Origin of the sequence: Microbacterium sp. 10M-3C3 (assembly GCF_003931875.1) — a bacterium.
Lineage (GTDB): Bacteria > Actinomycetota > Actinomycetes > Actinomycetales > Microbacteriaceae > Microbacterium.
Window position 1 is genome coordinate 2,385,887 of sequence record NZ_CP034245.1, and the last position, 13,519, is coordinate 2,399,405.

The following is a 13,519-nucleotide window of genomic DNA, read 5'->3' on the forward strand; positions in this document are numbered from 1 at the left end:
GGGGGGGCGCGGCGGCGCTGTGTCAGCGCCGGCCGGCGTGCAGCACGGCGCGCACGAGCAGGCCCGCGAGGAGCGCCCAGAAGGCCGCGCTCACCCCGGCCACGGCGATGCCGGACGCCGCGACGAGGAACGTCACGACGGCGGGGATCCGCTCCCCCGGGTCGTCGATGGCCTGCTGCACGGCCGAGCCGAACGCGGAGAACAGCGCGACGCCGGCCACCGCGGGGATGACGCCCTCCGGCGCCAGCAGCACGAGCGCGGCGAACGCCGAGGACAGCGCGCCGAGCACGAGGTAGGTGCCGCCGGCGGAGACGCTCGCGAGCCAGCGCCGCTGCGGGTCGGGGTGCGCATCGGGGCCGGCGGCGATCGCGGCGCTGATGGCGCCGAGGTTGATCGCGTGGGCGCCCGCGGTCGCCCCGAGGGCGGAGCCGACGCCCGTGACGAACATCGCGGGGCGCCACGGCACGGTGTAGCCGAGGCTCTTCATGACCGCCACGCCCGGCACGTTCTGCGACGCCATCGTCACCACGAACAGGGGCAGTGCGACGCCGACGACCGCACCGACCGTGAGTGTCGGCGCGGTGAACTCCAGACGTGGCGCGAGGGATGCTGCATCCGGGGCCGGTCCCGATGACACGAGGCCTACGACGATGACGACCGTGGCGGCGACGAACGCGAGCGGCACCGACCAGCGCGGCAGCAGCCGCGCGGCCACGAGCCACACCACGAGCACCGGGGCGACCGCCCACGGGTCGCCCACCAGGCCGACGAAGGGCGCGACGCACAGCGGCAGCAGCACGCCTGCGAGCATCGCCTGCGCGATGGACGGCGGGATGCGGGCGATGAGGGCGCCCAGCGGCGGGAAGAAGCCGGTGAGGAGGATGAGGCCGGCCGACACGAGGAACCCGCCGACGACAGCGGGCCATCCGCCCTCGACGGGCCCCGTCGCAGCGAGGAGCGCGACGCCCGGGGTCGACCACGCGATCGTGATCGGCAGGCGGTAGCGCCACCCCATCACGAGGCAGCCGAGTCCGACGAGCGCCGACAGGGCGAGCAGCCCGCTCGCGGCCTGGTCGGGCGTCGCGCCGACGGCGCGCAGGCCCGTGAGGACGACGGCGAACGTGCTCGTGAACCCGACGAGCGCGGTCACGACGCCCGCGACGAGGGGGCGGGAGGCGGGAGCGGCGAGGTCGGACATGCGGTTCCCGACGCTATCGGATCCGGCCGCTGCATCCGGGTGGCCACCCGCGCTCGCGTGGCCTGCCGCCGTCCGCGGCGACCGGCCGATCCGGGTCGTTTCTCAGGAGATTCGTGTGGCGGAGCGAGACGCACCCTCGGAATCACGCGGATCGGCTCGGAAGCCGGACGATATCTCCGGAGAAACGAACCGGAGAAGCCGGATGCCGAACGGTGCGAGACCGACGGCCGGCGTCAGGAGGTGACGACCTGCGCGGTGCCGATCGGGGCGTCGGGGCCCATCTCGTCGGCGATGCGGTTCGCCTCCTCGATGAGGGTGGCGACGATCTCCGACTCGGGCACGGTCTTGATGACCTGCCCCTTCACGAAGATCTGCCCCTTGCCGTTGCCGGAGGCGACGCCGAGGTCGGCCTCGCGCGCTTCGCCGGGCCCGTTCACGACGCAGCCCATGACGGCCACACGCAGCGGCACGGTCATGTCCTTCAGGCCCTCGGTGACGTTGTCGGCGAGCGTGTAGACGTCGACCTGCGCGCGACCGCACGACGGGCACGAGACGATCTCGAGCTTGCGCTCGCGCAGGTTCAGCGACTGCAGGATCTGCAGCCCGACTTTGACCTCCTCGGCCGGCGGAGCGGACAGCGATACGCGGATGGTGTCGCCGATGCCCTCGCCGAGCAGGATGCCGAAGGCCGTCGCGCTCTTGATCGTGCCCTGGAACGCGGGGCCGGCCTCGGTCACGCCGAGGTGCAGCGGCCAGTCGCCGCGCTCGGCGAGCATGCGGTAGGCCTTCACCATCACGACGGGATCGTTGTGCTTGACCGAGATCTTGAAGTCGTGGAAGTCGTGCTCCTCGAACAGCGACGCCTCCCACACGGCGCTCTCCACGAGCGCCTCGGGCGTGGCCTTGCCGTACTTCTCCAGCAGACGCCGATCGAGCGAGCCGGCGTTCACGCCGATGCGCAGCGACACGCCCGCCGCCTGCGCGGCCTTCGCGATCTCGCCGACCTTGTCGTCGAACTGCCGGATGTTCCCCGGGTTCACCCGGACTGCGGCGCATCCGGCGTCGATCGCCTGGAACACGTACTTCGGCTGGAAGTGGATGTCGGCGATCACGGGGATCTGGCTCTTCTTGGCGATGATGGGCAGCGCCTCGGCGTCGTCGGCGCTGGGTACCGCCACGCGCACGATGTCGCAGCCGGAGGCCGTCAGCTCGGCGATCTGCTGGAGTGTCGCGTTGATGTTCGTCGTGGGCGTCGTGGTCATGGACTGGACGCTGACGGGCGCGTCTCCGCCGACGAGCACCCTGCCCACGCGGATCTGACGGCTCTTGCGTCGAGGGGCGAGCACTTCGGGGATCTTGGGCATCCCGATGTTCACTGCAGGCACGGCCTCAGCCTACGCCGACGCGAGTGGGAGGGGCCTGAGCCTCCCCGTGCAAGGTCGCTGTGCTACATTCGCGGCATGTTCGCGCGCTCCTCCTGGTGGCCCACCGCATAGGCGGTGCGCGAACGAGCGACAGACCGCCCCCGGGGCGGTCTTCTTTTTCGTGTGGCCGCCTCTCCGACGAAAGCACGGCCATGACCCGCCCCGCCGCAGCCGACCTGCTCCTCTCCCTCGCGTCCTCCGACGCCCCGTTCGCGCTGCTCGCGCGCGACGGCGCGACCGTCGAGGTGCTCACCGGCGATGTCGCGGACGTCGAGCTGCTGGCCGACATCCCGCTGACGGATGCGGCGGGCGCGCCACGCGAGATCCTCGCCCTCGTGCCGTACCGGCAGGTGCGCGAGCGCGGGTTCGTCAGCCACGACGACGGCGCGCCGCTGCGCTGCCTCGTCGTGGGCGAGCACATCGCCCTTCCGCGTGACGAGGTGCTGGCCGCCCTCCCCACGACGCCGGTGCCGCTCGCGAACGCCGGCTTCGACATCTCCGACGACGACTACGCCGCGATCGTGCGCCGTGTGATCGGCGTGGAGATCGGGCGCGGCGAGGGGGCGAACTTCGTCATCCGGCGCGACTTCACCGCCGACGTGGACGCCGAGCCGCGCACCGCGGCCCTCACGTGGTTCCGGGCCTTGCTCGAGCACGAGCGCGGCGCGTACTGGACGTTCGCGATCGTGACCCCCGGCCACATCGCGGTCGGAGCGAGCCCGGAGGCGCACGTGAGCGCTCGTCGCGAGGGCGGCGAGCCCGCGGGGGCGAGCACCGTCACGATGAATCCGATCTCGGGCACGTTCCGCCATCCGGCGGGCGGGGCCACCGCGGAGACGCTCACGGAGTTCCTGCGCTCGACCAAGGAGACCGAGGAGCTCTTCATGGTCGTCGACGAGGAGCTCAAGATGATGTCGGCGGTGTGCTCCGACGGCGGGCGGATCACCGGCCCGCATCTCAAGGAGATGTCGCGGCTCACTCACACCGAGTACATGCTCCGGGGCACGAGCCGCATGGATCCGCGCGAGATCCTGCGCGAGACGATGTTCGCCCCGACGGTCACCGGCTCCCCCATGCAGAACGCGTGCGCCGTGATCGCCCGCCACGAGAGCACGCCGCGCGGCTACTACTCGGGTGTCGCGGCCCTGTTCACGCCGAGCGCGTCGGGCCACGACCTCGACGCCCCGATCCTCATCCGCACCGCCTACCTGGTGGACGGACGCCTCCGCGTGCCCGTCGGCGCGACTCTCGTGCGCCACTCCGACCCCTACGGCGAGGTCGGCGAGACGCACGGCAAGGCCGCGGGCGTACTCGGCGCGATCGGAGCCGTGCCCCGCCCAGCCGCCCCCGTGCCCGCAGTCGATCCGGATGCGCCGAAGCCCGCCCCCCGGGCGCTCGGAGACGACCCCGCGATCGCCGAGCTGCTCGCGTCGCGCAACGCCCGTCTCGCGCCGTTCTGGCTGCAGCCGCAGGGCTTCGCGGGTCCGCGACCCTTCGCCGGCCGCACGGCGATGGTGGTCGACGCGGAGGACCGCTTCACCACGATGCTCGCCCACCAGCTCCGCCACCTCGGCTTCGACGTCGAGATCGCACCGTGGACGGATGCCGACGACGCACGTCTCACGACGGCAGACCTCGTCGTCGCCGGCCCCGGACCAGGCGACCCGCGCGACGACGCCAGTCGCCGCATCGAGCGCATGCGGGGGGTCGTCGCCGATCGCCTGCGCTCGGGCCGACCGCTCCTGGCGGTGTGCCTCAGCCACCAGATCCTCGCCGATGCGCTCGGCATCGACCTCGCGCCGCTCGCACGCCCGCACCAGGGACTGCAGCTCACCGTCGACGTCTTCGGCGAGCCCGCCTCGATCGGGTTCTACAACACCTTCACCGCACGCGTCGCGCCCGGGACCACCCAGCGCGGCGTGACGATCGGCTCGGGCGGGCGGACGACCGAGATCCCCGTCGACGTGGCCGCCGACGCCGCATCCGGCGATGTCTACGCGCTGCGGGGGCCGCGGTTCGCGTCCGTCCAGGGCCACCTCGAGTCGATCCTGTCGCGCGACGGCATGCGCACGCTCGAGCGTCTCGTCGCGCACGCCCTCGGCTGACCGGGGCGCGGCGCGCCATCAGAGCAGCTGGATCGGGTTGAACAGGTCGGCCGCGATGAGGACGCCGCCCATGCCGATCAGAAGCATGACGACGACGAAGGTCACCGGCACGAGCTTGGTGGCGTCGACCGGCCGCGCAATACGGCCACGCAGACGCGCCCACGCACGCTTGATCCCGTCCCACAGCGCCACGACCACGTGACCGCCGTCCAGCGGCAGGAGCGGGATGAGGTTGAAGACGAACAGCGCGATGTTCAACGACCCCAGCAGCCCGATGAGGGTCGCGACCCGGTCGAGCACGGGAGCGTCGGTCGCGGCGACCTCGCCGGCGAGCCGCCCGGCGCCGACCACGCTGAGCGGCCCGTTCGGGTCGCGCTCCTGCCCCGTGAACAGGTCGACCGCGGTGCCCCACACCCGCACCGGCAGCTGCACCATGATGCCCGCGACCGATCCGACGTTCTCGATCGCGGCCTGCGGGCCCGCCCACAGCGGCTGCGGCTCGAGAGAGACCTGCGCACCCACGCCGGCGAAGCCGACCTGCTGCGTCCGGGGTTGACCGTCCGCGCCGGTGACGGGTCTGCCATTGGCGTCGACGACCGCGCGGGTCGTCTCGACGGGCGTGAGCGTGACGGTGAGGTCCTGCCCGTCGCGGGTGAGCTCGACCGGAAGCGCGTCCCCGGGGTGGGCCTGGATGATCGCCGTGGCCTCCGCGAACGTCGAGACGGGCGTGCCGTCGATCGAGCGGAGGACGTCGCCCGGCTGGATCCCGGCCTCGGCGGCGGGGGCCACCGGATCGTCGGCGGTGCACGTGTCGCGGCCGGCGTCGGCGGGGAGCACGCACTGGCTGACGGAGGCGACCGTCGTCGTGGCCGTCTGCACGCCGATGCCGCTGAACAGGATCGCGAACAGCACGACCGCCAGGACGAGGTTCATGACCGGGCCACCGAGCATGATGATCACGCGCTTCCACACCGCGAGCCGGTAGAAGGCGCGCTCGTCGTCGGCCACGAGCGTCTCGTCGTTCGCGGCGCGCGCGTCCTGCACCATCGTCGAGAAGAACCGGCCGAGGCGCGTGGGCCGCTCCCGTTCGCCCTCTGCCCCGCCGTCGAGCGCCTTCGAGGGCGGATACATGCCCGCCATCGAGATGTAGCCGCCGAGCGGGAGCGCCTTGACGCCGTACTCGGTCTCGCCGATGCGACGCGACCACAGCGTCGGTCCGAAGCCGATCATGTACTGGCCGACACGCACGCCGAACAGCTTCGCGGGCAGGAGGTGGCCGATCTCGTGCAGCGCGATCGAGACGGCGAGGCCCACGACGAGCAGCACGACGCCGATCACGAACAGCACAACGGTCACCCGCTCACGGTACCGCCGAGCGCCTATGAGAGGGCCGTGCGACGGCGATGAGACGACCGCTCGCCTCCCCTGGAGGCGTGAGCACGCGGTCGGCGAGAGCGGTGCGCGGCGCCTCGTTCGCCGCATCCGCCAGCGCCTTCGCCGCGACGGCCCACACCCTCGGCGGCGGCAGCCCGCCCTCGCCGCTGTTCTGCCTGCTGCTGGCGGCGCTGCTGCTGCCGGTCACGACCGCCCTGGCCGGCCCGCGTCCGGCGCTGTGGCGCACGGTGACCGATGGGCGCCGCGCAGCTCTCGTTCCACACGGCCTTCGCCGTCGTCGGCGACATCGGCGCATGGGGCCCCGTGGCGACGCACGTGCACGGTGCCGGCGCCTCGATCGCACTCGCGCCGGCCACCGGCGGCCTCGCACCGGATGCGGCGATGACGCTCGCGCACGCGATCGCCGCACTCGCGGCCGTCGCGGTCGTGCACCGCGGCGAGCGCGCCGTCGTCGCGATCCTCGCGTGGGTCCCGCGCGCCCTGCGGCGCCTACTCGCCCCCGTCGCCCCGCTCGTCGTCCGTGCCCCCCGCCTCCTGGCGGAGCGCGCGATCCGTCCCGCCCGCCCGACCGTCCCGCACGGGACGCTGTCGCGCCGCGGCCCGCCGCTTCCCGTCGGCCCCGCACCCGCTCGGTGAGCGGGTGGCGCCGTCGCCTGCGGGCGACGGCGTCCCGCCGACCGGTCGCCCGACCGGCCGGTCCGGTCGTGCGCGTTCGCCGCGACCGGTCACGGGCGTCCCACGCCCCGACGAGAAACGAGATCAGCATGTCCCTTCCCTCCCCCGCTCCCCGTCCCTCCCGCCGGCGCCGCACGCGTCTGCTCACGGGCGCTGTCGCCGGCCTCGCCCTCGTGGTCGGCACGCCGCTCGCGGCGCTCGCCCACGTGCACGTCACGCCCGACACCACGGCCGCCGATGCGACCACCACGCTGACGTTCTCCTTCAGCCACGGCTGCGAGGACTCGCCCACGACCGCGCTCGTGATCGACATCCCCCAGGGCGTGACCAACGTCGTGCCGGCCGCGTCGGCGTCGTGGGACATCCAGCGCACGCTCGCCGGCAACGGCACCGTCACGCAGGTCACCTACACCGCCGTCCGCCCGATCGAGTCTGGCCTGAAGGGCGAGGTGGCGATGGACGTGCGCTTCGCGCCCGACCTCGCCGGCACGTCCGTCCCGTTCCCCGTGACGCAGCAGTGCGTCTCGGGGTCGACGGCGTGGACCCAGGGCGCGGGCGCAGGCGAGGAGGAGCCCGAGTCGCCCGCGCCCGTCGTCCAGGTGGGTGCGGTCGCCGCCTCCACGGGCGACGACGAGCACGGCGGAGACGCGCAGTCCGCGGGCGACCACTCCGCCACCGACCACTCCGCCACCGGCCACTCCGCCACAGACCAGGAGGGCGCGTCGGCCGCCGACGGTGCCGACCCCGCGGCCGCGACGACGGATGCGGCGGGCCTGTGGCTCGGCGGAGCCGGCCTCGCCCTGGGCGCCGCGGCTCTCGTCGTCGCTCGTGGCGCTGCGCCGCCGGCGCGCGTGAGCCGAGGCGTGCCGCGGCCCGCGCCGCGGCGCGCCTCGCGCACGCGCGACCGGATGAGACGCGCGACCGGATGAGAGGATGGTGCGGACATGTCGACTGCCGCCGCCTCCCACCTTCCGCCCGTGCTCCGTCCGGAGCATCCGCCCCGCCGCTCGCTGGCCGACCTGGCCGCGCGCTTCGGTGCGCAGGTCGCGGGCGACATCGACGGCGTCGAGCTGTCGGGCATCACGCTCGCCACCGCCGATCTGCGCCCCGGCGAGGCGTTCGTCGCGACCCGGGGCGTCAACCGCCACGGCGCGGAGTTCGCCGCCCAGGCCGCGGCCTCCGGAGCCGTGGCCGTCATCACCGACGAGGCCGGAGCCGCTCTCGCCACCGGCAGCGGCGTGCCGGTGCTCGTCGTGGACGACCCCCGGGCCCTCCTCGGCGACCTGTCGGCGTGGGTGTACGGCACCGGCCCGGACGACGCGCTGCCGATCCTTCTGGCGACCACGGGCACGAACGGCAAGACGAGCGTGTCGCACCTGCTCGAGGGCATCCTCGCTCAGCTCGGCGTCGTGACGGGGCTCTCCTCGACGGCCGAGCGGCACATCGCAGGCGAGGTCATCGTGTCTCGGCTCACCACGCCCGAGGCGTCGGAGTTCCATGCCCTGCTCGCCCTCATGCGGGAGCGCGGCGTCGAGGCCGTCGCCGTCGAGGTCAGCGCGCAGGCGCTCAGCCGCCACCGCGTCGACGGCATCGTCTTCGACGTGGCCGCGTTCACGAACCTCAGCCACGACCATCTCGACGACTACGCCGACATGCGGGAGTACTTCGAGGCGAAGCTCGCGCTGTTCCGCCCCGACCGCGCCCGGCGCGCGGTGGTCTCCCTCGACTCCGCCTCCGGCGCCGAGGTCGCCGCCCGCGCCGAGGTGCCCGTGGTCACGGTCGCCACTCCGGCGATCGCCGCGGACCCCGCGTCCGCCGCATCCGCCGACTGGATCGTCGAGATCGGCGAGGAGCGACAGGACGGCACGGCGTTCACGCTGCGCGGCCCCGATGGGCGCGCCCTCTCGACGGTCGTGCCGGTCATCGGCCGGCACATGGCCTCCAACGCCGGGCTCGCGATCGTCATGCTGCTCGAGGCCGGGTACGCGTGGGACGCCCTCGTCGCCGCCCTCGACGACGGGCGGATCGACGCGTACCTGCCGGGTCGCACGCAGCTCGTCTCGGGCGAGCGCGGTCCCGCCGTGTACGTGGACTTCGGCCACTCTCCCGACGCGTTCGAGAAGACGCTCGCAGCGATCCGCCGCGTCACCCCGGGCCGCGTGCTCATGCTCGTCGGCGCCGACGGCGACCGCGATGCGACGAAGCGCCACGACATGGGCCGCACCGCGGTCGAGGGCAGCGACGTGCTCGTGATCACCGACCACCATCCGCGCTTCGAAGACCCCGACACCATCCGCGCCACCCTGATCGAAGGCGCCCGGCGCGCGCGGCCCGACGCCGAGATCCACGAGTACTCCCCACCCGAGCGGGCGATCGTGGAGGCCGTCGCGCTCGTGGGCGAGGGCGACGCGATCCTGTGGGCGGGCCCCGGCCACCAGGACTACCGCGACATCCGCGGCCGGCGCACCCCTTATTCCGCGCGCGAGCTCGCGCGCCGCGCACTGCGGGCGGCCGGCTGGCCGGTGCCCGAACCGCACTGGCCGGTGCCGTATCCGGACGGCGAGACGCCGGCGTCCGATCCCGAGCGCCCGTACCCCTTCCCCGCCTGACGCACGGCCCGAGAAACCACGCTCGCGTCAAGACATCACGTCAGACCTGCTTTCTCAGCACGGACGTGGTTTCCCGAGGACGTCAGGATGCGGCGGCGATGACCGCGTCCGCGGTGCGTCGCGCCCACGCCTCGGCCTCGGCGAGGCTCTCGCGCGTGAGGGCGACGGGCGCATGGTGCCGCTCGACCACGTCGCGGACGGTGTCGACGATGCCGGTGAACGCCAGCCGCCCGTCGTGGAACGCGTCGACGGCCTGCTCGTTGGCCGCGTTGAAGACGGCCGGATAGGTGCCGCCGCGGCGACCGACCGCCTTCGCGAGTGCGACGGCCGGGAACGCGTCGTCGTCGAGCGGTTCGAAGGTCCACGCGGTCGCCGTCGTCCAGTCCAGCGGCCGGCCGACACCCGCTACACGTCGCGGCCAGTCGAGGCCCAGCGAGATCGGCAGGCGCATGTCGGGCGGCGAGGCCTGGGCAAGCGTCGAGCCGTCGATGAACTCCACCATCGAGTGCACGATCGACTGCGGGTGCACGACGACGTCGATGCGCTCGTACGGCACGTCGAAGAGCAGATGCGCCTCGATCACCTCGAGTCCCTTGTTCACGAGCGTGGCCGAGTTGGTCGTGACGACCCGTCCCATGTCCCATGTGGGGTGCGCGAGCGCCTCGGCCGGCGTCACGCCCGCGAGCTCGGCGCGCGTGCGACCGCGGAACGGGCCGCCCGAGGCGGTCAGCACGAGCCGGCGCACCTCGTCGGCGTCGCCGCCGCGCAGCGCCTGCGCGATCGCGGAGTGCTCCGAGTCGACGGGCACGATCTGCCCCGGTCGCGCGAGCGCCGTCACGAGGTCGCCGCCGACGATCAGCGACTCCTTGTTCGCGAGCGCGAGAATGCGCCCGGCCTCGAGCGCGGCGAGCGTCGGGCCGAGCCCCACCGAGCCGGTGATGCCGTTGAGCACGACGTCCGCGTCGACGTCGCGGACGAGCTGCTCGGCCTCGACGGCACCGACCGCCGTGTGCGCGACGCCGAAGCGCTGCGCCTGCGCGGCCATCGTCTCGCGGTCGCGACCGACGGCGAGGCCGACGACCTCGAACCGGTCGGGGTTGGCCGCGATGACATCGAGCGCCTGCGTCCCGATCGATCCGGTGGAGCCGAGGACGAGAACGCGTCGCATCCGGTCAGCCTACCGACGGGGCCGCGACCGCCCGTCCGCGATCACTGGGCCTGCGGATGCTGCGTCGCGAGGATGTCGACGACGAACACGAGCGTCTCGTTCTGCAGCTCGTTGCCCTCGGCGTTGCCGTAGCCGGCCGACGGCGGCACTACGACGAGCACCTGCGAGCCGACGGTGTGGTTCTCGAGGGCCTGGCGGAAGCCGTCGACGACCCCCGTCGTCGGGAAGCTCGCGGGCATGCCGCGGCTCCAGCTCGAGTCGAACTCGCTGCCGTCCGACCACTTCACGCCCTTGTACTGCACGAGGACGGTGTCGCCGGGCTCCACGGTGGCGCCGTCGCCGAGCTTGAGCGTCTCCAGCTGCACGTCCGTGGGCGGGTCGGTCTGCGGCACGGTGATGGTGGGCTCGCCGTCCTCGGCGAGCTCGACCGTCGGGAAGCCCGCCTGCGGCTGCTGGTCGGCGCCCGTCGCCGTAAGGGGCGTCACACCGAGGAGGTCGACGACGTAGGCCACCGGGGCCGACTCGCCGTCGCTCGAGGGCAGCACCGTCGCCACGCGCGTGCCGACCGGGGCGCAGCCGAAGAACTGGCCGAGCACGCTGTCGGGCGAGATCTGCTGCGGCAGGAGCTCGCCCGCGCCGTAGCCGAGGGTGCCCAGCTGCTCGCCCGTCGTCGTGTCGAAGGCGGTCAGCCCGTACGAGATGTAGTCGCCCGAGGCCACCGGGTCGCCCGAGCCCTCGGTGACGACCGTGCTCTCGACCTCGGTCACATCCAGGGGCGTCGAAAAGGTCGCCGTCGCCGGCTGGCCCTCGTCGCCCGACACCTGGATGGCCTCGGATGCCGCGCCGGACGGCGCGGCGGCGACGCACAGGTCGCCGGGCGTGCCCGACGGGCTCGCGTCCGGCTCCGCGGCGCCCGAGCACCCGGCGAGGATGACGGCCGCGGCGGCGGCGAGGGACAGCGTGACGAGCGGGCGGAAGCGCACGGGGAGACCTCTCGAAGGGAGCGGGGGCCACTCCATCCTGACGCATCCCGCTTACGAAGGCGCTGAGAGCGGGGCATACGCGGTGGAGAATGCGATCGGCAGTATCGTCGTCGGGTGACTCCCGAGGATGCCGCTGCCCCCGAAGCGGCCGAGGTCCCGCCGTCGAAGACGACCGGCGCGGCGTACGCCTTCGGCCGCTTCGTCGTCGCGCCGCTCGCGCGCATGATCTACCGCCCGCACGTCGAGGGCCGCGACCTGGTCCCCCGGACCGGCGCGGTCATCTTCGCGAGCAACCACCTGTCGTTCATCGATTCGGTCGCGATCCCGATCGCAGCGCCCCGTCCCGTGCACTTCCTCGCGAAGTCGAGCTACTTCGAGTCCTGGGCGTCACGGCAGTTCTTCTCGGCCATCGGCGCGATCCCGGTCGAGCGCGGTGCAGGCCAGGCGGCGCTCGACGCGCTCGAGCAGCAGCGCCGCATCCTCGCCGACGGGCGCGCCGTCGCGCTCTACCCGGAGGGCACGCGCTCGCTCGACGGGCGCCTGTACAAGGGCCGCACCGGCGTGGCGTTCCTCGCCCTCGAGACCGGAGCTCCGGTGGTGCCGGTCGGCCTCATCGGCACCGACGCCGTGATGCCCGTGGGCGCGCGCTTCCCGACGCTCCGTCAGCGCGTCACGGTGCGCTTCGGCGCGCCGCTGGACCTGTCCGCGCACGGGCCCGCCTCCTCCGGCCGGGCCCGGCGCACCGCGACCGACGAGATCATGGCCGCGATCCACGCGCTCTCCGGCCAGGAGCTCGCCGGCGCGTACAACGAAGTGCCCGCCTCCCACCCGATCGAGCGCATCAAGCAGGTCCTCCCCCACGAGCGCCGCTGACGACACGTCGCACCCGCGCGCCCTTGACAGTGCCCGCCGCACGGGGGACTCTCTCCCTGACTGCACCGTCGCCGTCATGGGGAGGAATCATGAAGAAGCTGATCAACGCGCCCGCCGACGTCCTGGCCGATGCCCTCCGCGGCATCCAGGCCGCGCACCCCGAGCTACGCGTGGACACCGAGAACCGCGTGGTCCTGCGCGGCGAGCCGACGAGGTCCGGCAAGGTCGCCCTCGTCTCCGGCGGCGGGTCGGGACACGAGCCGATGCACGGCGGGTTCGTCGGCCGCGGCATGCTCGACGCCGCATGCGCCGGTGAGGTGTTCACCTCCCCCACCCCGGATCAGATGCTCGCCGCCGACAAAGCCGTCGACTCGGGCGCGGGCGTGCTGCACATCGTGAAGAACTACACCGGCGACGTGCTCAACTTCGAGATGGCCGCGGAGCTCGCGGAGGCCGAGGGCATCCAGGTGGCGACCGTCGTCGTCGCCGACGACGTCGCCGTGCAGGACTCCACGTGGACTGCGGGCCGGCGGGGCACGGGTACGACCGTCGTGCTCGAGAAGGTCGTGGGTGCGTTCGCGGAGGAGGGCGCCGACCTCGAGGCGGTGCGCGCACTCGCGCAGCGGGTGGCCGACAACGGCCGGTCGATGGGCGTGGCCCTGACCAGCTGCACCGTCCCCGCGGCGGGCAAGCCCACCTTCGAGCTGCCCGACGACCAGATGGAGGTCGGCGTCGGCATCCACGGCGAGCCGGGGCGCGAGCGCCGTCCGCTCGCCTCGGCCCACGAGATCGCGCGCATGCTCGTGGACCCGATCGTCGCGGACTTCGACGCGACGGGCCCGGCGATCGTCCTCCTCTCGGGCCTGGGCGGAACACCGCTGATCGAGCTGTACGTGATGTGGGGCGAGATCGCGCCGCTCCTGGCGGAGGCGGGGGTGAGCGTCGAGCGCGTGCTCATCGGCGACTACATCACGAGCCTGGACATGGCGGGCTGCTCGCTGACCGTGGTCAAGGCCGACGACGAGATGCTCCGGCTGTGGGACGCGCCGGTCGTCACGCCCGGACTGCGGTGGGGGGCGTGACGCGGAC

12 protein-coding genes are annotated in these 13,519 nt (G+C 73.4%); 6 read left to right on the forward strand and 6 right to left on the reverse strand.

What is annotated here, in order from left to right:
- Positions 1 to 22: 22 nt before the first annotated feature.
- Both EI169_RS11590 and ispG read right to left on the reverse strand, forming a co-directional pair.
- Positions 23 to 1,198 carry a benzoate/H(+) symporter BenE family transporter gene (locus tag EI169_RS11590; protein ID WP_125132467.1) on the reverse strand — a complete coding sequence of 392 codons (1,176 nt, stop codon included), beginning with the start codon at positions 1,196 to 1,198 and terminating at the stop codon, positions 23 to 25.
- A gap of 233 nt (positions 1,199 to 1,431) precedes the next feature.
- Complete coding sequence (ispG, locus tag EI169_RS11595) at positions 1,432 to 2,562, reverse strand: flavodoxin-dependent (E)-4-hydroxy-3-methylbut-2-enyl-diphosphate synthase (RefSeq protein WP_125133450.1); 1,131 nt, start codon at positions 2,560 to 2,562, stop codon at positions 1,432 to 1,434.
- A 212-nt stretch (positions 2,563 to 2,774) separates the two neighbouring features.
- Between ispG and EI169_RS11600 the strand changes: the two genes are divergently transcribed.
- Positions 2,775 to 4,727, forward strand: coding sequence for a chorismate-binding protein (locus EI169_RS11600; protein ID WP_125132468.1), 1,953 nt, complete (start codon positions 2,775 to 2,777; stop codon positions 4,725 to 4,727).
- A gap of 18 nt (positions 4,728 to 4,745) precedes the next feature.
- Here the strand turns inward: EI169_RS11600 and EI169_RS11605 are convergent, their stop codons facing one another.
- On the reverse strand, positions 4,746 to 6,083 hold the full coding sequence (locus tag EI169_RS11605; RefSeq protein WP_125132469.1) for a site-2 protease family protein: 1,338 nt from the start codon (positions 6,081 to 6,083) through the stop codon (positions 4,746 to 4,748).
- 4 nt (positions 6,084 to 6,087) lie between these two features.
- The gene (locus EI169_RS11610; protein ID WP_125132470.1) at positions 6,088 to 6,309 is read right to left on the reverse strand and encodes a hypothetical protein; all 222 of its coding nucleotides are present in this window, start codon (positions 6,307 to 6,309) and stop codon (positions 6,088 to 6,090) included.
- A 47-nt stretch (positions 6,310 to 6,356) separates the two neighbouring features.
- Here EI169_RS11610 and EI169_RS11615 point away from each other — a divergent pair, with 47 nt between their 5' ends.
- The 3 genes from EI169_RS11615 to EI169_RS11625 all read left to right on the forward strand — a co-directional run bounded on the left by EI169_RS11615 (position 6,357) and on the right by EI169_RS11625 (position 9,406).
- A complete protein-coding gene (locus tag EI169_RS11615) occupies positions 6,357 to 6,758 on the forward strand; it encodes a hypothetical protein (RefSeq protein WP_125132471.1) in 402 nt (133 codons plus the stop codon).
- Between the two features lie 128 nt (positions 6,759 to 6,886).
- Positions 6,887 to 7,726, forward strand: a complete 840-nt coding sequence (locus EI169_RS11620) for a DUF1775 domain-containing protein (RefSeq protein WP_125132472.1) — start codon at positions 6,887 to 6,889, stop codon at positions 7,724 to 7,726.
- A gap of 15 nt (positions 7,727 to 7,741) precedes the next feature.
- Positions 7,742 to 9,406 carry a UDP-N-acetylmuramoyl-L-alanyl-D-glutamate--2,6-diaminopimelate ligase gene (locus EI169_RS11625; protein WP_205783795.1) on the forward strand — a complete coding sequence of 555 codons (1,665 nt, stop codon included), beginning with the start codon at positions 7,742 to 7,744 and terminating at the stop codon, positions 9,404 to 9,406.
- 82 nt (positions 9,407 to 9,488) lie between these two features.
- Here the strand turns inward: EI169_RS11625 and dxr are convergent, their stop codons facing one another.
- Complete coding sequence (gene dxr, locus EI169_RS11630; RefSeq protein ID WP_125132473.1) at positions 9,489 to 10,574, reverse strand: 1-deoxy-D-xylulose-5-phosphate reductoisomerase; 1,086 nt, start codon at positions 10,572 to 10,574, stop codon at positions 9,489 to 9,491.
- A 41-nt stretch (positions 10,575 to 10,615) separates the two neighbouring features.
- Positions 10,616 to 11,557, reverse strand: a complete 942-nt coding sequence (locus tag EI169_RS11635; RefSeq protein WP_125132474.1) for an FKBP-type peptidyl-prolyl cis-trans isomerase — start codon at positions 11,555 to 11,557, stop codon at positions 10,616 to 10,618.
- 114 nt (positions 11,558 to 11,671) lie between these two features.
- On the opposite strand from EI169_RS11635, the gene EI169_RS11640 reads away from it, so the two are divergent.
- A complete protein-coding gene (locus EI169_RS11640) occupies positions 11,672 to 12,430 on the forward strand; it encodes a lysophospholipid acyltransferase family protein (protein WP_240640425.1) in 759 nt (252 codons plus the stop codon).
- Between the two features lie 89 nt (positions 12,431 to 12,519).
- Positions 12,520 to 13,512, forward strand: a complete 993-nt coding sequence (gene dhaK / locus EI169_RS11645; protein WP_125132475.1) for a dihydroxyacetone kinase subunit DhaK — start codon at positions 12,520 to 12,522, stop codon at positions 13,510 to 13,512.
- Positions 13,513 to 13,519: the final 7 nt, after the last annotated feature.